At 64.3% G+C, this 23,254-nt stretch carries 20 protein-coding genes and 1 other RNA gene; 11 read left to right on the top strand and 10 right to left on the bottom strand.

The window, feature by feature from the left end:
- The first annotated feature begins 49 nt into the window (after positions 1-49).
- The 4 genes from ruvC to J3485_RS03425 all read left to right on the top strand — a co-directional run bounded on the left by ruvC (position 50) and on the right by J3485_RS03425 (position 3,380).
- Positions 50-592 carry a crossover junction endodeoxyribonuclease RuvC gene (ruvC, locus tag J3485_RS03440; RefSeq protein WP_206951173.1) on the top strand — a complete coding sequence of 181 codons (543 nt, stop codon included), beginning with the start codon at positions 50-52 and terminating at the stop codon, positions 590-592.
- An 83-nt stretch (positions 593-675) separates the two neighbouring features.
- On the top strand, positions 676-1,257 hold the full coding sequence (gene ruvA / locus J3485_RS03435; protein WP_206951172.1) for a Holliday junction branch migration protein RuvA: 582 nt from the start codon (positions 676-678) through the stop codon (positions 1,255-1,257).
- A 67-nt stretch (positions 1,258-1,324) separates the two neighbouring features.
- Positions 1,325-2,389 (top strand): Holliday junction branch migration DNA helicase RuvB, encoded by a 1,065-nt coding sequence (ruvB, locus tag J3485_RS03430; protein WP_206951171.1) that lies wholly within the window; start codon positions 1,325-1,327, stop codon positions 2,387-2,389.
- 43 nt (positions 2,390-2,432) lie between these two features.
- Entirely contained in the window at positions 2,433-3,380 is a 948-nt protein-coding gene (locus J3485_RS03425) for an oxygenase MpaB family protein (protein ID WP_206951170.1), read from the top strand.
- Between the two features lie 48 nt (positions 3,381-3,428).
- Here the strand turns inward: J3485_RS03425 and J3485_RS03420 are convergent, their stop codons facing one another.
- The 3 genes from J3485_RS03420 to tyrS all read right to left on the bottom strand — a co-directional run bounded on the left by J3485_RS03420 (position 3,429) and on the right by tyrS (position 5,917).
- Entirely contained in the window at positions 3,429-4,103 is a 675-nt protein-coding gene (locus tag J3485_RS03420) for a histidine phosphatase family protein (RefSeq protein ID WP_206951169.1), read from the bottom strand.
- A gap of 20 nt (positions 4,104-4,123) precedes the next feature.
- The gene (gene dtd / locus J3485_RS03415) at positions 4,124-4,582 is read right to left on the bottom strand and encodes a D-aminoacyl-tRNA deacylase (RefSeq protein ID WP_206951168.1); all 459 of its coding nucleotides are present in this window, start codon (positions 4,580-4,582) and stop codon (positions 4,124-4,126) included.
- A gap of 87 nt (positions 4,583-4,669) precedes the next feature.
- On the bottom strand, positions 4,670-5,917 hold the full coding sequence (tyrS, locus tag J3485_RS03410; protein ID WP_206951167.1) for a tyrosine--tRNA ligase: 1,248 nt from the start codon (positions 5,915-5,917) through the stop codon (positions 4,670-4,672).
- A 193-nt stretch (positions 5,918-6,110) separates the two neighbouring features.
- On the opposite strand from tyrS, the gene J3485_RS03405 reads away from it, so the two are divergent.
- On the top strand, positions 6,111-7,322 hold the full coding sequence (locus tag J3485_RS03405; protein ID WP_277991618.1) for an anhydro-N-acetylmuramic acid kinase: 1,212 nt from the start codon (positions 6,111-6,113) through the stop codon (positions 7,320-7,322).
- Between the two features lie 156 nt (positions 7,323-7,478).
- On the opposite strand, the gene erpA is transcribed toward J3485_RS03405, so the two are convergent.
- From erpA to rplM, 3 genes are all read right to left on the bottom strand, one after another.
- The gene (erpA, locus tag J3485_RS03400) at positions 7,479-7,844 is read right to left on the bottom strand and encodes an iron-sulfur cluster insertion protein ErpA (protein WP_206951166.1); all 366 of its coding nucleotides are present in this window, start codon (positions 7,842-7,844) and stop codon (positions 7,479-7,481) included.
- A 248-nt stretch (positions 7,845-8,092) separates the two neighbouring features.
- Entirely contained in the window at positions 8,093-8,485 is a 393-nt protein-coding gene (gene rpsI, locus J3485_RS03395) for a 30S ribosomal protein S9 (RefSeq protein ID WP_102643874.1), read from the bottom strand.
- A gap of 11 nt (positions 8,486-8,496) precedes the next feature.
- Positions 8,497-8,925 (bottom strand): 50S ribosomal protein L13, encoded by a 429-nt coding sequence (gene rplM / locus J3485_RS03390; protein WP_102643875.1) that lies wholly within the window; start codon positions 8,923-8,925, stop codon positions 8,497-8,499.
- A gap of 523 nt (positions 8,926-9,448) precedes the next feature.
- On the opposite strand from rplM, the gene J3485_RS03385 reads away from it, so the two are divergent.
- Positions 9,449-9,871, top strand: a complete 423-nt coding sequence (locus tag J3485_RS03385) for an OsmC family protein (protein WP_206951165.1) — start codon at positions 9,449-9,451, stop codon at positions 9,869-9,871.
- Between the two features lie 74 nt (positions 9,872-9,945).
- Here J3485_RS03385 and rnpB read toward each other — a convergent pair.
- An RNA gene (gene rnpB / locus J3485_RS03380) (RNase P RNA component class A) lies at positions 9,946-10,357 on the bottom strand.
- Positions 10,358-10,828: 471 nt separating this feature from the next.
- Here rnpB and J3485_RS03375 point away from each other — a divergent pair.
- Positions 10,829-11,137 carry a hypothetical protein gene (locus tag J3485_RS03375; RefSeq protein WP_206951164.1) on the top strand — a complete coding sequence of 103 codons (309 nt, stop codon included), beginning with the start codon at positions 10,829-10,831 and terminating at the stop codon, positions 11,135-11,137.
- 42 nt (positions 11,138-11,179) lie between these two features.
- Here the strand turns inward: J3485_RS03375 and J3485_RS03370 are convergent, their stop codons facing one another.
- Together J3485_RS03370 and pyrC are read right to left on the bottom strand one after the other, a co-directional pair.
- The gene (locus tag J3485_RS03370; protein WP_309476974.1) at positions 11,180-12,052 is read right to left on the bottom strand and encodes a DUF3025 domain-containing protein; all 873 of its coding nucleotides are present in this window, start codon (positions 12,050-12,052) and stop codon (positions 11,180-11,182) included.
- A gap of 22 nt (positions 12,053-12,074) precedes the next feature.
- Positions 12,075-13,163, bottom strand: coding sequence for a dihydroorotase (pyrC, locus tag J3485_RS03365; protein WP_206951163.1), 1,089 nt, complete (start codon positions 13,161-13,163; stop codon positions 12,075-12,077).
- A gap of 228 nt (positions 13,164-13,391) precedes the next feature.
- Here pyrC and J3485_RS03360 point away from each other — a divergent pair, with 228 nt between their 5' ends.
- A complete protein-coding gene (locus J3485_RS03360; protein ID WP_206951162.1) occupies positions 13,392-14,309 on the top strand; it encodes a class II glutamine amidotransferase in 918 nt (305 codons plus the stop codon).
- Positions 14,310-14,346: 37 nt separating this feature from the next.
- Here the strand turns inward: J3485_RS03360 and J3485_RS03355 are convergent, their stop codons facing one another.
- The gene (locus tag J3485_RS03355) at positions 14,347-15,072 is read right to left on the bottom strand and encodes an amino acid ABC transporter ATP-binding protein (RefSeq protein WP_206951161.1); all 726 of its coding nucleotides are present in this window, start codon (positions 15,070-15,072) and stop codon (positions 14,347-14,349) included.
- 721 nt (positions 15,073-15,793) lie between these two features.
- Here J3485_RS03355 and bcsA point away from each other — a divergent pair.
- From bcsA to J3485_RS03340, 3 genes are read left to right on the top strand one after another with little or no spacing between them, the layout of a single operon-like run.
- The gene (gene bcsA / locus J3485_RS03350) at positions 15,794-18,160 is read left to right on the top strand and encodes a UDP-forming cellulose synthase catalytic subunit (RefSeq protein WP_206951160.1); all 2,367 of its coding nucleotides are present in this window, start codon (positions 15,794-15,796) and stop codon (positions 18,158-18,160) included.
- Complete coding sequence (locus J3485_RS03345; RefSeq protein WP_206951159.1) at positions 18,157-20,490, top strand: cellulose biosynthesis cyclic di-GMP-binding regulatory protein BcsB; 2,334 nt, start codon at positions 18,157-18,159, stop codon at positions 20,488-20,490. Before bcsA ends, J3485_RS03345 begins: the two co-directional genes overlap by 4 nt.
- On the top strand, positions 20,474-23,242 hold the full coding sequence (locus J3485_RS03340) for a cellulose synthase subunit BcsC-related outer membrane protein (protein WP_309476973.1): 2,769 nt from the start codon (positions 20,474-20,476) through the stop codon (positions 23,240-23,242). The genes J3485_RS03345 and J3485_RS03340 overlap by 17 nt, the downstream gene beginning before the upstream one ends.
- Positions 23,243-23,254 lie beyond the last annotated feature (12 nt).

Raw genomic sequence — 23,254 nt, 5'->3', positions numbered from 1 at the left:
GGCCCACCGTTCGATGTAGTATCTCGGGCACTTCGTCCGATTTTTTTTCATGAGAATCCTCGGCATCGACCCCGGCTTGCGCGTCACGGGTTTTGGCGTCATCGAGCAGACGGGGCAGCGGCTCACCTACGTGACGAGCGGCGTGATCCGCACCACCGACGGCGATCTGCCCTCCCGGCTCGGCACGATCTTCGACGGCGTCTGCGCGCTCATCCGTCAACACGCGCCCGACCAGTCGGCCATCGAAAAGGTGTTCGTCAACGTCAATCCGCAATCGACGCTGCTGCTCGGCCAGGCGCGCGGCGCGGCGATCTGCGGGCTCGTCGCCGGTGGCGTGCCGGTGGCCGAGTACACGGCGCTGCAGTTGAAACAGGCGGTCGTCGGCTACGGCCGGGCGACGAAAGAACAAATGCAGCAAATGGTGGTGCGCTTGCTGAGCCTGTCGGGTGTACCCGGCACCGACGCCGCCGATGCGCTCGGCATGGCGATTTGCCACGCCCACGGCGGCAGCACGCTCGACACGCTCGGCGGCATCGCGCCCGCCCTGGCCAAGAAGGGCCTACGCGTGCGGCGCGGGCGGCTCGTGGGATAGCGGCAGGCGGTTGCCACGCGGCGCCTTTTCGGTCAGTCGTCGCGGTGCGCTAAACTCGCGCTTTCGGTTCACGCCTACCCGCCATGATCGGTCGCATTGCAGGCATCCTGCTCGAAAAGAATCCGCCTCATCTACTCATCGATTGCAACGGCGTCGGCTATGAAGTCGACGTGCCGATGAGCACCTTCTACAACCTACCGTCGACAGGCGACAAAATCGCCCTGCTGACGCAGCTCATCGTGCGCGAGGATGCGCATCTGCTCTACGGTTTCGGCACCGCGCAGGAACGCGCGACCTTTCGCGAACTCCTCAAGATCAGCGGCATCGGCGCGCGGATGGCGCTGGCCGTGCTTTCAGGCATGAGCGTGCAGGAGCTCGCGCAAGCGGTCACGCTGCAAGACGCCGCGCGCCTCACGCGGGTGCCCGGCATCGGCAAGAAAACGGCGGAGCGGCTGCTGCTCGAACTGAAGGGCAAGCTGGGCGCGGAACTTGGTGCGGCTGCGGGCACCGTCTCGCCGTCGGACCACGCCTCGGACATCCTCAACGCCCTGCTCGCGCTCGGGTATTCGGAGAAAGAGGCACTCGCTGCGATCAAGAACGTGCCCGCCGGCACCGGCGTCTCCGAAGGCATCAAACTCGCGCTCAAGGCGCTGTCGAAAGCGTAAAGGCCAAGCGGCACGCGGCATCCATCGCTCGGCCTGAGCGGCCGGCGCGCGCGGTACAATGGCACGCATGATCGAAACCGATAAGCTCGCCGCCGAGCGCATCATTTCCGCCACGCCCACCTCGTCGCACGAAGAAGTGTTCGAGCGCGCGCTGCGTCCGCGCCAGCTCGACGAATACGTCGGGCAGGAAAAAGTGCGCGGCCAGCTCGAAATCTTCATCGAAGCGGCGAAGCGCCGTTCCGAAGCGCTCGACCACGTTCTGCTGTTCGGGCCGCCCGGCCTCGGCAAAACGACGCTCGCGCACATCATCGCGCGCGAGATGGGGGTGAACCTGCGCCAAACGTCGGGGCCGGTGCTCGAACGCGCAGGCGACTTGGCCGCTTTACTGACGAATCTCGAAGCGAACGACGTCCTTTTCATCGACGAAATCCATAGGCTTTCGCCCGTCGTCGAGGAAATTCTGTATCCGGCGCTCGAGGATTATCAGATCGACATCATGATCGGCGAAGGGCCGGCCGCGCGCAGCGTGAAGCTCGATCTTCAGCCGTTCACGCTCGTGGGCGCAACCACGCGCGCCGGGATGCTGACGAACCCGCTGCGCGACCGCTTCGGCATCGTCGCCCGGCTCGAGTTCTACGATGCCGAGCAACTCTCGCGCATCGTTCGCCGCTCGGCCACGCTGCTCGGGGCGCAGATTCATCCTGACGGCGCGTTCGAGATCGCCAAGCGCTCGCGCGGCACGCCGCGGATCGCGAACCGCCTACTGCGGCGCGTGCGCGACTACGCCGAGGTCAAGGCCGACGGCGCGATCACCGCGCGTGTCGCCGATGCGGCGCTCGCCATGCTCGACGTCGACGCGGTCGGCTTCGATCTGATGGACCGCAAGCTGCTCGAGGCAATCCTGCACAAGTTCGACGGCGGCCCGGTCGGCGTCGACAACCTCGCCGCCGCCATCGGCGAGGAGCGCGATACGATCGAAGACGTCCTCGAGCCGTATCTGATTCAACAGGGCTTTTTGCAGCGCACGCCGCGCGGGCGCGTGGCAACGCTCGCCGCATATCGCCATTTCGGCCTGGCCGCGCCCGACGCATCGAGCACCGTGCGCACGTTGTGGGACGGGGGCGACGCGTAAGCGCACCGCGCTTAGTTCAGATCAGCTTCGAGGCCACGCAGCGATGTCCGAGTCGGCAGGTCAAAGCGGCAACGGCAACGAACGAAATGCATCCTTGCCTGCGTTCGTCGTGCGATTGCGCGAGCGGATCTCGCAAAGCGTGCTCAGCATGACGAGCGGCAGCGGTCCCACGCTCGACTACACTCACCCGCCCGGCGACCCGGGACTGTTCGGCCCCGACTCCGTTTGCTGGCAAGTGCATGCCGATTTCACGTCGATGATGATCGGCGGCATCAGCGCGTTGATGCTGCAGGCGTTGCACCCGCTTGCGCTCGCGGGCGTCTGGGACCATTCGACGTTTCGCACCGATATGCGCGGGCGCCTGCGGCGCACGGCCACGTTCATCGCCGGCACGACGTACGGTGCGCACGACGACGCGCTTGCGCTGATCGAACGCGTCAAGCGTATCCATCTTTCGGTCACGGGCGTTGCGCCCGATGGCCGCCCTTATCGCGCGAGCGATCCGGCGTTGCTGACATGGGTGCACGTCGCGGAAGTGTCGAGCTTTCTGGCGGCGCATCTGCGCTATGTGAATCCGTCGTTATCGTCGGCTCGGCAAGACCGCTATTACGCGGAGGTGGCGCTGATCGCCAAGCTGCTCGGCGCGACCGACGTGCCCGAAACACGTGCGCAAGTCGCCGAGTATTTGTCGTCGATGCGCCCCGAGCTCGAGGCGGGGCCGCGCACCCATGAGGTCGTGCGCGTTTTGCGCCATGCCGCGCCGCCCGATCGTCCACTCATGCAGCCGGCCGTACGGTTAATGCTAAACGCGGGCGTCGATCTGCTGCCCGACTGGGCGCAGCAGATGCTCGGCTTCACACGGTTCGCGCGTATGCAGGCGGTACTCGCACGGCCGGGGGTACGGCTCGTCGGCCCCTTCATTCGATGGGCACACGTGAATGCGGTATCGAAGCGCGCGAGACGGCGGGCGGCGTCTGCGCCGGATGCTTAAGCAACATCGCTTGGCTGCGCGGTATTGCGGAACGAAACGCCGACTGCCTCAGCGGGCTGCGCGCGCCGCCTTCACCAACCCATCATCGTCGCTCGCGCCGCCCAAGTGCGCGACGTCGGCCCATTCGAGCACCGTCGAGCCCCCATCGTCGCCGAACTCGACCGTGTTGATGCTCGTGTTGAGCAACGCATAATTGCGCGGTGCATCGAGCGCGAGGCCACGCGCATGGCGGTAGACGCAGTCGAGCACGCCGCCGTGCGTCACGCAGGCGATACGGCCGCCCGGATGCTTTGCTACCATCGCGGCCACCGCATGCACGACGCGGTGATAAAACACACGCACCGATTCGCCGCCTTCCGGCGAGAATCCCGGATCGCGGGTTTGCCAACGCGCGTAGTCGTCGGGATAGCGCTGCGCGATCTCCGCGCTCTCGTGGCCCTGAAACACGCCGTAAGCGCGCTCGCGCAAACCCTCGACGAGATGCGGCACGAGCCCCAGCGCCGCAGCCGTCGGCCGCGCCGTCTGCTGAGCGCGCTGCAGATCGCTCGAATAGATCGCATCGAGCCTTGCACCGCCGAGCGCTTCGCGCGCCAAGCGCTCGGCAAGACGCTGCGCTTGCTCGACACCGGTCTCGGCCAGCGGGATATCGATGTGCCCCTGGATGCGCTTCACGCGATTCCAAGACGTCTCGCCATGTCGGATGAAAAGAACTTGCGTCGGCATCGTCGGTAAATCGGAAAAGGTCAGGGGCGCGTTTGCAGCCAGAACGTCACGGGCCCGTCGTTGACGAGCGACACCTGCATCGCGGCGCCGAACTCGCCGGTTTCGACGATCGAATGGCGCGCGCGAGCCGACGCGACGAAGTAGTCGAACAGGCGCCTGCCGTCTTCGGGCGCCGCGGCCGGCGTAAAGCTGGGCCGCAGGCCGCTGTTCGTATCGGCGGCAAGCGTGAATTGCGAGACGAGCAGCAGGCCGCCGGCCCGCCCGGCTCCGTCGATATTCGTGACAGGCAGATTCATCTTGCCGGCCGTGTCGCTGAAGACGCGGTACCCCAGCACCTTCGCGAGGAGCTTGTCGGCGCTCGCCTCGGTATCGCCGCGCTCCGCGCACACGAGCGCCAGCAGGCCAGGCCCGATCTCACCCGTGACGCGCTCGCCCACACGCACGCTCGCTTGCGTCACGCGTTGGATCAGCGCGATCATCGGCGCGCTCCGCCGCGGCTTGCTTCCGTGCTGCTCGCGTCACGCGGCGCACGCCAAAGCCGGTAGATCACGAACACGAACCGCACCTCACGCCGTAAGCGTCACGCGCGAGAACCGGCGCTTGCCGACCTGCACGACGTATTCGCCGGCTTCGACTTTGAGCGCCTTGTCCGAGATCACAGTGCCGTCGATGCGCACGCCACCTTGCTCGACATTGCGCAGCGCGTCGCTCGTCGACGGTGCAAGCCCGGCCTGCTTGAGCAATTGGCCGATCGCAAGCGGCGCACCATTGAGCGTGACGGACGGGATGTCGTCGGGCACGCCGCCCTTGGCGCGATGGTTGAAGTCTTCGAGCGCGCGCTCTGCATCGGCCTGCGAATGGAAACGCGCGACGACCTCCTGCGCGAGCGACACCTTGAAATCGCGCGGATTGCGCCCTTCCTCGGCTTCGCGCCGGAAACGCGCGATCTCGTCGAGGCTGCGGAACGAGAGCAGCTCGAAATAGCGCCACATCAGCACGTCGGAGATGCTCATGAGCTTGCCGAACATATCGTTCGGTTTCTCGCTGATGCCGACGTAGTTGTTCTTCGACTTCGACATTTTGTCGACGCCGTCGAGCCCTTCGAGCAGCGGCATCGTCAAAATGCACTGCTGCTCTTGCCCGTATTGCTTTTGCAATTCGCGGCCGACGAGCAGGTTGAATTTTTGGTCCGTGCCGCCGAGTTCCAGATCGGCATTGAGCGCGACGGAGTCGTACCCTTGCATCAACGGGTAGAGAAACTCGTGGATCGAAATCGGCACGCCGCCTTGGAAACGCTTCGTGAAATCGTCGCGCTCGAGCATGCGCGCCACGGTGTAACGCGAGGCGAGCTTGATCATGCCGTCGGCGCCGAGCGGCATCGACCACTCGCTGTTGTAACGGATTTCGGTTTTTTCGCGATCGAGCACGAGCGCGGCTTGCTCGAAGTACGTCTTGGCGTTCGATTCGATCTGCTCGCGCGTGAGCGGCGGACGCGTCGCGTTGCGCCCGGACGGATCGCCGATCAGCGACGTGAAATCGCCAATGAGGAAGATGACCGTATGGCCGAGGTCCTGTAGCTGACGCATCTTGTTCAGCACGACCGTGTGGCCGATGTGGATGTCGGGCGCGGTCGGGTCGAGGCCGAGCTTGATCCGCAGCGGCGTGCCCGTTGCCGCGCTGCGCGCGAGCTTCTGCGCGAACTCTTCTTCGATCAGCAGTTCATCGGCGCCGCGCTTGGCAACGGCGAGCGCGTGGCGCACTTCGTCCGTGATCGGAAACGGCGAGGCGGGCTTGGAGGTGGACTCGGTGCTCATCTGGAAATCGATTGTTCCGGCTGGAGGACGGTGCAAAAGGTTCGATTGTCCCATATCTGGCGCGGCCGCTGACGCGATCGCGCAACCCTTAGCGCCCTCGGCCGTTCTCGCGGATAATCGGTGCCGCGAGCAAGTGCACAAGCGCTTTCTTCGGGTCGTCCGCTCGGCCCGCAACGACAAAGAGGAGCAGCAATTGGCGGCAAGCGCGACGCAAACCGGTGGCGAAGGCGTGTATTTCGGGCTGATGTCGGGCACGAGCATGGACGGTGTCGACGGCATCGCCGTCGAATTCCGCGCAGGTGAGGCGCCGCGCGTGCTCGCCGATGCGTTCGTCGGCTTCGCCGACGGGCTGCGCGACGCGCTGTTCGCCCTCCAGCAGCCCGGCGAGAACGAAATCGAGCGCGAGGCGCTGGCGGCGTCGGCGCTCGCGGCGCGCTATGCCGTCTGCTGCCACGAACTGCTGCGCAGCGCGAACATCGCGCCCACGCGCGTACGCGCGATCGGCGTGCACGGCCAAACCGTGCGCCACCGCCCGGAAAAGGGCTATACGCGGCAGATCAACAATCCCGCGCTGCTCGCGGAGATGACGCATATCGACGTCGTCGCCGATTTCCGCAGCCGCGACGTCGCGGCCGGCGGCCAAGGCGCGCCGCTCGTTCCAGCCTTCCACGCGCAGATTTTCGGGGCGAACGACGAAACGCGCGTCGTCTGCAATCTGGGCGGTATCAGCAACATCACCGTCTTGCCGCCGGCCCGCGCACGCGCGACGAACCGCGATGAGCGAGTTGCGGGAACTCGGGGAACTGAGCGGGCGGCCGATGGCGAGGCGGTCCGCGGGTTCGATTGCGGCCCCGCGAACGTCCTGCTCGACGAGTGGGCACAGCGCCACCTGGGCACACTCTACGACGAAGGCGGCCGCTTCGCCGCGAGCGGCATCGTCGACCAAGCGCTCTTGAACGTTTTGCTCGACGAGCCGTTCTTCGAGCAGGCGCCACCCAAGAGCACGGGACGCGACCTCTTCAACGCCGCGTGGCTCGACGCGAAACTCGTCGGTTTCGAGACGCTGGCGCCCGCCGACGTCCAAGCGACGCTTGCCGCGCTGACGGCCGTGAGCATCGCCCGCGAAATCGAGCGACACGCGCCCCGCTGCCGCGCCGTCTATGTCTGCGGCGGCGGCGCCCGTAACCCGACGCTGCTCGAGGCGCTCGAACACGCACTCGGTCGAAGCGGCGTCAGCGGTGTACCGGTGATGACCACCGACGCGCTCGGCGTACCGCCACACCACGTCGAATCACTGGCGTTCGCATGGCTCGCGATGCGCTGCATCGAACGAGCGGCCGGCAACTTGCCGGCGGTAACGGGAGCCGCCGGCGAACGCGTGCTCGGTGCGATCTATCCGCGCTGACGGCAACGGCGCGAGAGCGGGAAAAGCCGCGCGGAGAACCGCGCCGGCAAAACGCCGCACGCCACGAATAAAAACGGGGCCGAAGCCCCATTTCAAGGATCGTTTCGACGGCACGAAGCGAACCGCGCCACCCGCGCCGATCGTTTCAGCTTTGCATCAAACCGAGAACGACGAACCGCAACCGCAGGTCGTCGAAGCATTCGGATTCTTGATGACGAATTGGGCGCCGTTGATGTCGTCCTTATAGTCGATTTCGGCACCAACCAAATATTGGTAGCTCATCGAATCGATCAATAGCTGCACACCGCCCTTGTTCATGACGGTATCGTCTTCGTTGACCGCTTCGTCGAACGTGAATCCGTACTGAAAACCGGAGCAGCCGCCGCCTTGCACGAACACGCGCAGCTTGAGGTCGGGGTTGCCTTCCTCATCGATCAGTTGCTTCACCTTCTCGGCCGCCGCGTCCGTAAAGACGAAGGGGCTCGGCATTTCGGTCACAGGGGTATCGGTGACGGCGTTCATACTGACTCTCTCCAAAAAAACTTCTAAGCGCTATTGTATGGCCCTTCGCGTACTCTTGCTCTGCCCATCTGCGGTAACCCTATGAATGCAATGGGTTCTAACACGTGCCGGCCCTAGTTAAAAGCGCACAGCGTGACCGCATTCGGCACTGGGACGAGCAGGGATCATGAAAGCGAAAAAGCCGCCGTGCGAAAGCAGCGGCGGCTTTTTCGGCTGCGGCCCGCCACAGGCGGGGCGCTTCGAAACGATTAACGCTTCGAGAATTGCTTCCTGCGGCGTGCCTTGTGGAAGCCGACCTTCTTACGTTCGACTTCACGAGCGTCACGCGTAACGAAGCCGGCGTTCGACAATGCCGGCTTCAGCGTCGCGTCGTAATCCATCAGCGCGCGCGTGATGCCGTGGCGGACGGCGCCCGCTTGCCCCGTTTCACCGCCGCCCGAAACGTTGACCTTGATGTCGAACGTCGTGGCGTGGTTCGTGAGCTCGAGCGGCTGGCGCACGATCATCAGCGACGTTTCACGCGAGAAGTAATCCGCGATGGGCTTGCCGTTGACGACGATGTCGCCCTTGCCAGCCTTGATGAAGACACGGGCGACCGCGCTCTTGCGGCGGCCCGTACCATAGTTCCAGTTACCGATCATGTGGGCTCCCCTTAGATCTCGAGCGCCTTCGGCTGTTGAGCCGAATGCGGATGCGTGGCTTCAGCGTAGACCTTCAGCTTCTTGATCATCGCGTAGCCGAGCGGGCCCTTCGGCAGCATGCCCTTGACCGCCTTCTCGAGCGCACGGCCCGGGAAGCGCTCTTGCATCTTGCCGAACGTCGTTTCGTAGATACCGCCCGGGTAGCCCGAGTGACGGTAGTACTTCTTGTCCGTGGTCTTGTTACCCGTGACCTTCAGCTTGCCGGCGTTGATGACGATGATGAAATCGCCGGTGTCGACGTGCGGGGTGAATTCAGGCTTGTGTTTGCCGCGAAGACGGCGCGCCACTTCGCTGGCGACACGGCCGAGAACCTTATCCGTCGCGTCAATCACGTACCATTCGCGCGTCACCTGTTCGGCTTTGGCGGAAAATGTCTTCATGATCGATCCAAAAAATTGACCTGCCCTTCGTATTTTTCCTGCTTGGATGTGGCGCATCGAGGCACCGGTGCAGGCTCTCCCTGTTCTTCTTCCGCGGGCATGAATGCGGAAAAGCTCTGAATTATAAAGGAATTTGGCGGCACTCGTCAAAGGCGGCCGCGCCGCGCCGCGGCGAACTCTAAAAGGCGGTGCGGCAGGCGCGATGCTTGCGGCCCGCCAGCCTGTCAAAGCCGGATGGGCAGGCGCCGCACGAAAAAAAGCCCAAACGCGAGGTTCGGGCTTAATCCACCTAAGGAGGAGGGTGGAGGAGACATGCGGAGATCGTCGAAAGCGACAATCAATGAAGCGCATTGTACAGAGCCAAGGGCAGCTAGGCAAGAAAATTTGCATTGCGAAAATTAATCTCATAATGTGAGATGAAGAGGCGGCAGACCCAACCCCTCCGCGCCAACCCTTCGTTCGCGTCAAAGCTACAATGCAAATCCGACCGAACGTAACCATGCAAAAACAGCGGAGTAGTGCCATGGAATGCAAAGTGAGCTGGATGGGTCCTGACGGCATGGCCTTCGCGGCCGAAACAGGCAGCGGCCATCTGGCGATGATGGACGGCGCGCCGGAAGGCGGCGGCCGCAACTTGGCGCCACGGCCCATGGAGATGGTGCTGCTCGGCACGGGCGGCTGCACGGCCTACGACGTCGTCATGATCCTGAAAAAGAGCCGGCAGGAGATCGTCGACTGCTCGGTCACGCTCAAGGCCGAGCGCGCGAGCGAAGACCCGAAGATCTTCACGAAGATTCACTTCCATTTCACGGTGACGGGCAGAAACCTCAACCCGGCCACCGTCGAGCGCGCGATCAACCTGTCGCACGACAAATACTGCTCGGCGTCGATCATGCTGGCCAAGACGGCCGAACTCTCGCATTCATTCGAGATCGTCGAGAACTGACGCAGCTTCGTCCGCGAAAAAGCCGGCATCCTCAACGACGCCGGCTTTTGCATTTTTGCGTTTTTGCGTTCGGGAGGCGAAGTAGGCCGGTAAGCCGGATTCTGTGCATTCGCGGCACCTTGCGGCACCGCGAACGTGGCAGCCATTCCTCTAGGCGCGCCATTGCTGACGCGCTCGAGCTTCCTACCCGCAGGCAAGACGGGGGCACCGTCTTGCATCCGAAGATGCGTGCCTGCCTATTTGGAATTGCTCCGGGTGGAGGTTGCCGTGCCGTCTGCGTCGCCGCAGCCGCGGTGCGCTCTTACCGCACCGTTTCACCCTTACCTGATCCCCGCTTGCGCGGGGCCATCGGCGGTTTGTTCTCTGTTGCCCTGTTCCGCGTGTTGCCACGGATGGCCGTTAGCCATCACCCTGCCCGATGGAGTCCGGACTTTCCTCGCCCCTCCCGGCGCAAACCGGGAAGGCCGCGACTGCCTGGCCTACTTCGCAGCTTGCGAGTTTACCATCGCGCCCGCTTGTCCGCGCTTTCCATCGGCGCTTCCGTCCGCCGTTCCACTATGTAGCGCTTCGTTCGCGAATCCGAAATATGCGTCGACTCATGGCGGAATAAAAAAATACACTACCGCAGAGAACCCGCCGGACATGCCTCCTATGACGAAGTTCTGTTGTGTATCGATCCGGAATCGGCGCCCCAAGCGAACTTCCTCGTCCTATGGCGAGGCAACGCAAGGTGCGTCTGCCGCTCACGCTGATAGCCCCGCCGGCATCGCGCTACGCAAGTCGCGATCCAGCAGCTTCAGCGAAACAAGCCAATCCCCTCGTCTCGTGGCGCCCCACCCGAGACGATCGCTCAGCGTCGGCAAAACGAAACCCACGACCGACACAGGCGACCTCGGATTTTTGTTCGATCAAGGCCTGAGCAAGAGACCGGTCGACCTTGCCGCGAACCGGAAGGCGATGCAAGCGTGGAAGAAGGAATACGAGGCGAAGCAGGAAAACGAGCGAGCCGCGCGTGTAGCGGCCGCGGTAGCGAATCGAAACGCGGATGACGTCAATGCGGTCAAAAAGCGGGAAATTTCCGACAATGCGCTCTTGAGCGGCTTCAGGCCGCAAATGGAGCGGGAATATGAGCGGCTCGTCTACGAGGAGGGCTCGGAGGGTCCGCTCGAGGACATCGCACAGATGGCCATCGCGAACGTGTTCAACAACGCCGATGGCTCCGTCAACGCCGTGCGAGAGGAGCACGGCGGGTATATGCGAAGGTGAGCCGCGAGAGGCTCGCTAGCGCTCGATTTCCGACGCGGCAGGTCACGACGCCTGCTTGGCGGCGTTGCGAGTACGCCGTCCGGCGCGAAAGACGTGGGCGTCGTCGTAGAACGCCGGCGCCGTGTTGGCCGGCCAAAAGCCCGGCACGCCGAGGACCGGTAGCGGCGCGTAGCGGCCGTTGTCGAGGATAGCGGCGTCGGCGAGCGATGCGGCGACGGCCTGATCGAGCCACTCGTTTTGTCGATGCGGCGGCCAAGCGAAGTAGTCGACCGGCGCGGAGACGATCCACGCATGTCCCGTGCAGGCTTTGTACGGGGTAACCAGCTTTTCGAGCAGCGCATGGCCGAACACGCGCACTTCGCAGCGCGTGCCCCACACAGCTCGCTCGTCGACGAACAGCCGCCGCCAGTCGAACGTCGTCAGCGCGGCACTCAGTTGCGGATCGGCGCAGACGAACAGCACCGCGTTCTCGTCGAACAGCGTCAGAAAATCGCGTTCGGCGCCGCGTGCGCCCGTGATGCCGCCGCGCTCGATCGCCCTCGCCTGGCGCGCGTTGAGCGTCGCCTTCACGCGCGGATGCGCGAACCAGACGAGCGCATTGAAGAAATCGTGCAAGTTGCGGCGCGTCGGCACGCCGCCCGTCGCCGCGATATGCGCTTCGTAAGCCGAGCCGGCCGGCAGTTCCGCCTGCTCGATGAACGACAGCAGCCGCCCGTTGCCCGTGACGTGACCGGCGGCCTGTGCTTCGCAGGCGAGCATACCGACGAAGCCAGAGGGGTCGGCCTGCGCACTATGCTGCCACCTTGCGCCGCGCGCCGCATAGGGCGCAAGCCAAGGCGCGGACCAATCGATCCGCTCCAGATTCGCAATCGCCGATGCGCTTGCGCCTTCATCGAGGCACAGCTCCCGCGTCACGGTCCCCCTCCGAACTCGGAACTCAGGCGAGCCGCCAGCCGATCGCCTCGCCCGCGCGCAACGGAACGACCGCCGCTTCGCCCGCGACGATTTCAGCCGGCAAGGTCCAGCTTTCGCGCACGAGCGTCACACGCTCACTGCTGCGCGGTAGCGCGTAGAAGTCCGGCCCGAAGAAGCTGGCGAATCCCTCGAGCTTGTCGAGCGCGTCGGCGTTGTCGAACGCCTCCGCATAGAGTTCGAGCGCATGCAAGGCCGTATAGCAGCCGGCGCAGCCGCATGCATGCTCTTTCAAGCCCTTCGGATGCGGCGCGCTATCGGTGCCGAGGAAGAAGCGGGGATTGCCCGATGTCGCCGCTTCGACGAGCGCCACGCGGTGCGTCTCCCGCTTGAGTACGGGCAGGCAGTAGTAGTGCGGCCGAATGCCACCCTGAAAAATCGCGTTGCGGTTGTAGAGCAGATGATGCGCGGTGATCGTCGCGCCGAGCAAGCCCGCGTGCGCGCCGTCGTCACGCACGTATTGCGCCGCATCTTTCGTCGTGATGTGCTCGAAGACGACCTTGAGCTCCGGGAAATCGCGGCGCAAAGGCATCATCACGCGGTCGATGAATACCTTCTCGCGATCGAACAGATCGATCGACGAGTCGGTCACCTCGCCGTGCACGAGCAGCGGCATCCCAACCTCCTGCATCGCCTCGAGCGCCTTCGCGCATTTGGACAGATCGGTCACCCCAAAATCGGAATTCGTCGTCGCGCCCGCCGGATACAGCTTCACGCCATGGATGAAGCCACTCTCTCGTGCGCGCCGAATTTCGTCGGGCGGCGTGTTGTCGGTGAGATAGAGCGTCATCAGCGGCTCGAACTTCGCGCCGATCGGCAACGCGGCAAGGATTCGTTCGCGATAGGCGCGGGCCGCATCGACGGTAGTAACGGGCGGCTTCAGGTTCGGCATGACGATCGCGCGTCCGAACTGGCGGACGGTGTGCGGCAATACGGCCGCAAGCATCTCGCCGTCGCGCAGATGCAAGTGCCAATCGTCGGGACGGGCCAAGGTAAGCGAGGACAACGCGCCGCGCTGATACGCGGCGTTCGGGGACGAATCGGAAACGGTCATGGCGACGATCTGGCAAGAAGGCCGGCGGAAAAACCGCGCGGCGATGAGAAGTAGACCCCGTTACGCGAAGCAAGCCGCCCGCTATCGTGGAAAAACCGCAACGGACACCCGACAGCGCCCGCCGATTTCGCTTTTTTCGGCAGGCGGCTCGGTATATGCTTCGAAAAACATATTGTAGCGGGTTCGCTCGACGCACCCGCCCGTTCACACGCATCGCCAACCCGCAACATGTGCCAACTCCTCGGAATGAACTGCGCCGCGCCGACGGACGTCACGTTCTCCTTCACGGGTTTCGCTGCACGCGGCGGCATCACCGATCACCACGCCGACGGCTGGGGCATCGCCTTCTTCGAAGACAAGGCGTGCCGGCTGTTCATCGACCATCAATCGTCGGCCACGTCGCCGATCGCGGAGATGGTCAAGCGCTATCCGATCAAATCGAAGAACACGATCGCGCATATCCGCAAGGCGACGCAAGGCCACATCCTGCTCGAGAACTGCCATCCGTTCATGCGCGAGTTATGGGGCCGGCATTGGATCTTCGCGCACAACGGCGACTTGAAGGATTATCGGCCCGAGATCACTGGCGTGTACCAGCCTGTCGGCACGACCGACAGCGAGCTCGCGTTTTGCGCGCTCATGCAAGGCTTGCGGCACGCCTTTCCGGGTGCGCAGCCGCCGCTGCAAGAGTTGTTCGACACGCTGACCGCGCTCACGCGCGACATCACGAATTACGGCGTGTTCAACTTCCTGATGTCGAACGGGCAAGCGCTGTTCGCGCATTGCTCGACCCATCTGCATTACATCGTGCGACGCTGGCCGTTCTCGACGGCGCATTTGATCGACGCCGACATGTCGATCGACTTCGCGCAGTACACGACGCCCGAGGATCGCGTGGCCGTCATCGCCACACAGCCGCTGACCGACGACGAAATCTGGACCGCGTTCGCGCCCGGCGATCTCTTGATGTTCCAAGACGGCGAAGTGGCCGCCCGCGCGCACATTCCGGTGCCGCTCTCCGTACTCGAAAAAGCGCGCAATCCCGCTTGCGACCCAAGCGCCTCGGCCTCGATGTACCCGTCGGACACACCGGCCGCGGCGGCCTTCAGCGCCGATGCCGACGACATCGCGGCATTCGAGTCGTAACTCGGCCGAACGCCCGCCTGCCCGCTCAGTCAGTCCGTCAGTGCAAAATCTTCGCGAGAAACTCTTTCGCGCGGTCCGACTTCGGGTTGTCGAAAAACGCGTCCTTGCGATCGTCCTCGACGATGAGGCCCCGGTCCATGAAGATGACACGGTGCGCGACCTTCTTCGCGAACCCCATCTCGTGCGTCACGCACATCATCGTCATCCCGTCTTGCGCGAGTTCGACCATGACGTCGAGCACCTCGTTGATCATCTCGGGATCGAGCGCCGAAGTGGGCTCGTCGAACAGCATCGCAACCGGGTCCATCGACAACGCCCGCGCAATGGCCACGCGCTGCTGCTGACCGCCCGATAGCTGCCCCGGAAATTTGTCGGCCTGCCCTTTCAAGCCTACGCGATCGAGCAGCGCAAGGCCCTTGTCCGCGGCCTCCCCCTTCGAGCGGCCGAGCACCTTGATCTGCGCGAGCGTGAGGTTCTCCATGATCGACAAATGCGGGAACAACTCGAAATGCTGGAACACCATGCCGACCTTCGCGCGCAGTTTCGACAGGTTCGTCTGCTTATCGCGCAGCGATTGGCCGTCGACGACGATCTCGCCGTCCTGAAACGGCTCGAGGCCGTTGACGGTCTTGATCAACGTCGATTTGCCGGAGCCCGACGGCCCGCACACGACGACCACCTCGCCCTTCTCGACTTCCGTGGTGCAATCGGACAGCACCTGAAACGTGCCGTACCACTTCGAAACGTGACTGATCGAAATCATCCGGTGATCCTTTCGCAAAAACGCCTGCCGGCCGCTGCCCGGCCCGCGAAGCCTTTGCATGATACGCGGCCTGCGCGCGCGGGCAAAAATGGCCGATCGGGTCAAGAAGCGGCGGTGGGTCACGCGCGTAGGCACGCTTCGTGCCGCGTAAATATCCAAATGGGGATAGTCGTCGACCTTAGGGAAATGCCTACGCCGCATCGGAAAATCCCTACGCACGCAGTTTCGATAATCCCCGTCAAGTCGATCTATTCCGATCCATAAGCGGCGATCGATTAAACAGATGGAACCGATTTCAATCCGTGAATTCATGGCGACGCGCGAGGTTGCACTCGATTATTAAATCGACACATAACTCATCAAATTGTCATACTAAAATGGTAGACAGAAAGGCCTACCCCGTTGCCGAGCGGGCATCGGCAGGCCATCCGCCTCTCAATACCGCCCCGTAACGAGGCGTAACAATGACATCCATTGAGAGTCGAGCACTCGGGTTCGATGCGATTACTCCCCATTTCTTCTACGGCAAACGTTTCACGCCAACCCATTATTCGTCTGAATAGCTTTTCAGTTTTTCGATCAATTGCACCGATCGGCATTAAGTATTTGACGAAACGGCCGATAACCTTAATGCTCCGTTCCACCTTTTTAATACCCAAGAGCCCGAGTGCAATCACCGGCGCGGCCCCGGCGTCTGAGCCCGCGCAAAAACAACTCGCACATGTCCGACGCAACGCAATCAGTCACCGTCGATCAAGCAAAGCAGCCGATTGGGGTAGCCGGTCCCCTCACGTCGACGCTGGACCGGTGCCGCGATGCGCTGCGGCTGTCGAAACCACCCGAGTGGGCCATCGTCGGCCTTTGGGCCGGCTCGCTGGCCGCGCTCGGGGTGCTGGCCGTCGTCAAGCTCGATCTCGCCGCGCAATATCGCGTCGCGTTCTCCGTTCTGGCCGCCATGCTCGTGCTGCGGCACGCGGGCGGCCTCGCCCGTGCTCGACTCTTCTTTCTGCTTTGTTCAGGATTCCTGACCTTTCGCTACCTGTACTGGCGCACCACGTCCACCCTCGGCTATAACGGCTTCGCCGACTTCGTCTTCATGCTGCTGCTTTATGCGGCGGAGCTGTACGGCATCGTCGTCGCCATGCTCGGGCTGTTCGTCAACAGCCGGCCGCTGCGGCGCGCGCCGGTCCCGCTCATCACGACGCCCGGTGCGCTGCCCACCATCGACGTCTTCATCCCCACCTACAACGAGCCGCCGGATCTCTTGCAAGTGACGCTGCGCGCGGCGCTCGACATGCGCTATCCGCGCGAGCTGTTGAACGTTTATTTGCTCGACGACGGCGGGACGCTTCAGAAGCTCACGCAAGCGGCCCCCGACAAAGCCGCGGAAGCGCTCGCACGTTCGCAGGCATTGAAACGGATGGCCGAGTGCCACGGCGGCATTTACCTCACGCGCGAGCGCAACGAGCACGCCAAGGCGGGCAACATCAACGCCGCGCTCGCACACACGCGCGGCAATCTGATCGTCATCTTCGACGCCGATCACGTGCCGACCGCGGACTTTCTCGAGAAGACCGTCGGCCATTTTCAGCGCGACGAACGACTCTACCTCGTGCAAACGCCACACTTCTTCATCAATCCGGACCCGCTCGAAAAGAACCTCGGCATGTTCGGCCGCATGCCGCCCGAAAGCGAGATGTTCTATTCGGTCGTTCAACACGGCCTCGACTTTTGGAACGCGTCGTTCTTCTGCGGATCGGCGGCGTTGCTCCGGCGCCGATACCTCGAGGAGATCGGCGGCATCGCAGGCAACTCGATCACCGAGGACGCCGAGACGGCGCTGACGCTGCACGCGCGCGGCTATCACAGCCGATACGTGGATGAAGCGTTGATCTCGGGCCTGCAACCCGAAACGTTCGCGAGCTTCATCGTGCAACGCGTACGCTGGGCGCAGGGCATGATTCAACTCTTCCTACTGAGCAATCCGCTGCGGATGAAGGGGCTCACGCTCGCGCAGCGGCTCTGCTATTTCTCGAACGCGTTTTTTTGGTTTTTCTGTTACGCGCGCGTCATCTTCCTGTTCGCGCCCATCATGTACCTGGTGTTCGGGCTGCAGTTCTACAACGCGACGATCCCTCAGTTCTTCGCCTATGGCCTGCCGCAAATGATCTCGGCCATTCTCGCGTCCGATTACCTGTTCGGTCGCTATCGCTGGACGCTGATCTCGGAAGTCTATGAGTTGCTGCAATCGATGTTCTCGCTGCGCGCCGTCGTCTCGGTGATGTTGCGTCCTCGCGCGCCGGGCTTCAAGGTCACACCCAAAGGCGAAAAAATCGAAGAGGATTCGATCTCGGAGTTGGCGGGGCCGTTCTACATCGTCTACGTGCTCGTGCTGCTCGGCGTCGCAGTGGGCGTCTGGAAACTCTTGCACGGCTATCCGCATCGAGACGTCATCATCTCGGCCCTCTGCTGGTGCGGGCTCAATCTCGTGTTGCTCAACGCCTGCATCGGCGTGCTCTACGAGCGCAAGCAGCGTCGCGCCGTCCCGCGCGTGCCCGCGAATCTCGCGGCGACGCTGCATAGGGAAGGCGCGTCGGGCGACGCGAGCGCCGGGCCCGGCATCGCGTGCCGCGTCGTCGATCTGTCGGCGGGCGGCCTCAAGGCCGTCATCGCAGCCGACGATGCGGCGCGCGCGCCGCGCCAAGGCAACGCCACGCTCGAAATCTTCAACGTCGCGCGCGGACACACGAGCCGCATCCCGCTGACGATCCGCAACGCGTTTTCGAGTCGCGACGGCGCGCTCGTCATCGGCGCGCAGTTCAACGACGACAGCGTCGCCGGCCTCTCCGAGCAAGTCTCGCTCGTGTTCGGCGACAGCGGCCGGTGGCGCGACTTCCGTGAGAGCCGCAACCGCCGTATCGGCGTGTTCCACAGTTTGGGGATCGTCGTCAAGCTCGGTTCCGTCCACGCGGCCGGTCATTACCGTGTGTTCGTCGTCGGCATGCTGCGCTACGCGGCGCATCCGTGGCGAGCCGTCTCGCCCATCGTTCGCGCCTTAGGTTCTCTTCATCAAAAACGACAACAATGAGTGCTTCATTTCTGTTCCGCGCAACGGCTCGAGCGATGTGCTGCGTCGTCGCGGTGTTCGTCGGCGGCGCCCCGCTTGCCGATGCCCACGCAAAACCGGCCCCCAAAGTCGCCTCGGTAAAAATCGCCGCGCCAGCGAGTGCGGCCGCGCCCGTCAAGCCCGCCAACCCGGCGACGGCAAACGAAGGACAAACCCTCTCGCTCGCGACGCTCGGCAACCTGACGGGCGCACTGCGGCTCGCCGGCGCATCGGCCTCGCGCAGCATCAGCATTCCGCTCTCGGCCCGCGAGCGCGTGCACGACGCCGTGCTCCATCTCGTCGTCTCGAACTCGATTTCGCTGCTCACCGACCGCTCGGATCTCGCCGTGCGCGTCAACGATCGCACGATCGCGCAGTTGCAGCTTTCCTCGCGGCAACCCGAGACCACGGCCGACATCCGCGTACCTGCGGAGCTGCTGCGGCCAGGCTACAACACGCTCACGTTCACTGCCGCGCAACACTCGACCGAGAACTGCGAGGACCCCAACTCGCCCGAGCTTTGGACCGAGATCGACACGAGCGCGTCGACGCTGCGCATGCAGACGACTCTCGCGTCTTTGACGCCAACGCTGGCCGATTTGCCCGACCTCGTCGATCCGAAGCAATGGGCCGGCCGCGCGTTTGCGATCGTCGACGCTTCGCATCCGAGCGACGACCGGCAACTCGAAAGCGGAGGCCTCGTCGCGCAAGGTATCGCGCTCAGGCTGCGGTATCTGAGCGCGGCGCCGCGCGTGCTCGACGCCGAGCATGGCAACGGCGCCGGCATGCTGCCCGGCCTCGCGCTCGCGCCGCTCGCCGACTCCGACGTCGTGCTGATCGGCTCGCGGGAGGCGCTGCGCGGCTATCTCGACGCCAAGACGATCGAGCGCATCGACGGTGCGTTTCTGGGCATCTATCCGAAGCCCGACGATGCGCGGCGCTTCGTGCTCGTCGTAAGTGGGCGCGATGAGCGCGAGGTCGAACGCGCGGCGCGCGCGTTCGCACACAGCGAGCTGCCGCTGCCGCGCAGCAGCGAACTCGTCGTGAGTGGATTCGACGAAACCGCGCTGCCGCCGTGGTCGGTGGACAAAACCGTGACGGGCACAGCGCCCCACGCGTTTCGCGATCTTGGCTTTTCGAGCCGCACCTTGCGGCCCGGCGATGTGGCCGACATCGACGTACGCCTGCCCGCGGACATCTACGCCCCCGAAGACGCGAAGGTCACGCTCGACATGAACTTCACCGAAGGCGCGAAGATGCGCGAGGATTCCGTCCTCGACATCCGGCTCAACGGCCGCTTCGAGCAGGTCATCGCGCTCGATCAACCACAAGGCGCCGTGATGCGCCACTATCGCATCACGATTCCGCTGCGCGATTTCCGCGCGGGACTCAACACGTTGTCGCTGCGGCCGCTGCTCGTGCCGCTCGTCACGGATCACTGCACGCTGCGCCAGACGGACAACCTCGAAGTCACGCTATTCGACGACTCGACGCTGACGCTGCCGCCCGCCTCGCACTTCACGACGCTGCCCGATCTCAAGCGCTTCGCCGACAGCGGGTTTCCCTACACGGTGCAGCCCGACGGCAACGATCTCGCGATACGGCTCGCCGCGCACGACGACGACACGATCGCCGCGGCCTGGGCGCTAGCGGGCCGGCTTGCGCAAAACCAAGCCGCACCGCTCACTGCTGCTCAGCTCACGTTCGGCGCGGCGTCGAACGCTCGACGCGACGTCATCTTGGTGGGGGCCACGCCGGCGCTGCCGCCGGCGCTATTGCAGCACGCGCCGTGGCTGCCGGGCAAAAGCATCCGCATCGCCGACGACGCAACGGTCGCAGCCGATGCGCCAAGCGACGGCACGTTCCCGTTCCGCCTCGGACATCTGCTCGGTACGTCGGCGCGCGCGGCGCAAACCGATGTGACGTTGAGCGGCAACGTGCCGCTCTCGCGTCAATTGCTCGTCATGCAATATCGCGGCGAAGGAGGCGGCGCGATGACGGTACTGACGGCCGCGAACGCGGGCGAATTGCTCGACGGCGTGTCGCGCTTGATCGAGCCGAGCGAATGGGGCGAGCTTCGCGGAAACATAGCGGTCCTCACTTTCGATCATCCCGATCTTTGGACGGCGCGCGTCGGCGGCACCTACGAGGCGGGCTCGCTGGGGCCGCTCGATTGGCTCGGCTATACGCTCTCGGTCCATCCTTGGCTCGGCTATGCGGTGCTCGTCGCGCTGCTGTCGATATTCGCGGGGGCGTCCACGCTGCTGCTGAAACGCTATTACCGGAAACGGCATCGTGGCGTCGAGGAGTGACGCGCGTCGGCGCGCACGCTGGGTGCTCGGTTGCTGCCTTGTTCTGCCAGTCGGATGCTGCGCGATTCATGCGGCTCAGGCCGCGCAGAGCAACGTGCTGACCGTCGAGCGAGGCGATGCCACGCCCACTAGCGAGACGGGGTCGAGCGACGCCGCGATCGTGCGGCAGCGTGCCCAGCGCGAGGTGAACCTGTCGACGCGCACACGGGGGGCTGCGCATATCGCGCACACGGAGCAGCGCAATTTCGTCGACCCGGATGCATCGGCGGCGGTGGTCGGTGCGCCGCCATCGGTAAGTGCAGCGACAGCGTCGGCCGCATCGGCCCCGGCAACGACGGCTACCGCGACGACCCGCACCGCTACCGCGGCGAGCGCGATGGCATTCGTCCCCGATGAACGCCCGCTGTGGCGCCTGCTGCATGACCACCGCCTCGCCGATTTCGACCGCCAAGTCGAACAAATCGAGCATGAGGCGCCGTCGTGGCGGCCCTCGTCATCGCTCACCGACGAGCGAGCGCGGCAACAGCGAGATGCCGACGTCGCCGCGGCATTGCAGGGCAACGACGCCGTAGCACTGCGCCACGTGATCGCGCTCGTGCCCGACGCGTTCGGCTGCGCGCATATCGATCGCGTGTGGCAAGCCGCCGACGTCTTTGCCCGCACCGGAGCGCTGGGCGAAGTCGACGCACTCTATCGCACGGTCATTCCGTCGTGCGCGCCCGCCGACAATCGGATCGCGACGCTCTACCGTGCACAGCAACAACTGCCTGCCGATCGCGTCGACGCGCTGATCGCACTCGAAGCGTCGCAGGGACATCGCGACGCGCAAGGCGAAGCCGCGTTCGAGCGTCTTCGCTATCAACGCGCCATTGCCGCACTCGGCAAGTTGCCGCCGGACTCGGCGCAGGCGGCGAACCAACTCGCAGACGTGGCGCAATCGATCCGCAGCTATCGCGATGGCCCGGCCGCGGCGCTCGCCGGCTGGATCGCCCACGCGCAGCACGATGAAAGCGCTTCGCAAAGTTGGTTCGAAGCCGCCTTGACGTTCTCCCCCGAGAACGTCGATGCCAAGCTCGGCCTCGCCCAAATCAGGATCGAGTCACGTGACTACGACGCGGCGCAATCGCTACTCGACGCCCCGGCGCTGCGCGAGGATCCGCGCGCACGGCAAGCACGAGCGCAGATCGCGCTCGCCCATGCGAACGACGCTTACGCAGCGCGCCGCTACGATCAGAGTTTGAAATGGCTGGACGTGGCCGCTCGCGAAGGATTGCCGGCGACGGACAGCGCTGTGCCGCGCGGCTGGACGCTCTATGCGATGGGCCGATACGAGCAAGCGGCGGCAGCCTTCCGGGTTCGCTACGACGCAAGTCACGACGACGGCAGCGCCGAAGGGCTGGCGCTCTCGCTCCATGCGATGGGCAAGATCGGCGCACGCACGGGCGCCTCTCGCGGCACCCCGCCGAGCACCGACGATCGGCGCATCGACGCCTACCTCGACGCGCTCGATGCGCAAACGCAGTACTACCGCAAGCAATTCGTCGCGTCGAAGGCGGCGCTGAACGACGCCTTGGCCGAGCCCGCCGATCCGCAGCGAATCGTCGGGTACGTGCCCGCGGACTTGACCGGCATCGACGCACCTTCATTGACGGGCGGATTGGCGTGGTCCGATCACATCGGCGCGGCGGGTCAGGGTCGACTCGACACGATCGGGCCCGAACTGCAGAGCGCGTGGGTCCACGGCACGACGCAGTTCTCGCTGCAATATCGGCAGTTGTTCATCAATGCCGGAACGGAATCGCTCGATGCCGGCTCGCCGACTTCACCGCGTCTCGGAGGCTCGACGCGCGCGGAAGAAGTCCAAGCAAGCGTCGCCGATTCGACTCGAATCGGCGTGATGCCCAAGCTCGACTGGCGGCTTTCGCTCGGCGGCACGCAAGGCGCGCCATCGGGATTTCAACCGAACGGGGTAGGAACGGTCGGCCAGCAGACGAGTTGGGGAACGTGGATGCTCTATGGCGGCGTGACGCCCGTACGCGACTCGTTACTCTCGTGGCGCGGCATGGCCTGGCCCGAAGCAGCCGGCAACGACCGCTGGGGCGCCGTGCTCCGATCGTCGGGTGGTGCGCAGGTTCGCTGGCAAGTCGCACCGCACTGGAACATCGGCGCCGCAGCCACCGGGCAATGGTTGACGGGCAGCAACGTCGCCGGGAACGAAGGGGTATCAGTCGATCTCTCGGCCGCCTATGACCTGCACCTGCGCGGATTCGACTACCTCAACATCGGGCCCACGATGCATTACCTCTCGTATCGCCGCAACGAGAATTTCTACGATTGGGGACAAGGTGGGTACTACAGCCCGCAATCGTCGCTGAGCGAAGGTCTCGCATTGCAATGGCTAACCGCCGAAGGGCGCAAAACGCAGATTCGCGCAAGCGTAGAAGCCGGATGGAACGACACGCTGCAGCATTCGGAGGCATGCTTCCCGCTCGGCATACCGGCCGGCACGAGCTCGGCGATCGATGCGATGAACGCCGCTTGCACCGGCAGCCACGACCACGGCCCCTATACGAGCGCGGAAATCGCCGCGGTCACCCGACTCTCGCCGCGCCTGCAGGTGGGCGCGCTCGTCACCGCCAACGTGACGCCGGGCCGCGATCAACAATTCGGTGCGGCCGTCTTCGTTCGTTACTTCTTCGCGCCGCGTGCGGCCGTCTTCAGCAGCGATTTGCCGAGCAGCGCGCAGCAGTAAGCAAAAACACAC

Origin of the sequence: Trinickia acidisoli (assembly GCF_017315725.1) — a bacterium.
Lineage (GTDB): Bacteria > Pseudomonadota > Gammaproteobacteria > Burkholderiales > Burkholderiaceae > Trinickia > Trinickia acidisoli.
This window is presented reverse-complemented; position numbering and strand designations above follow the sequence as displayed.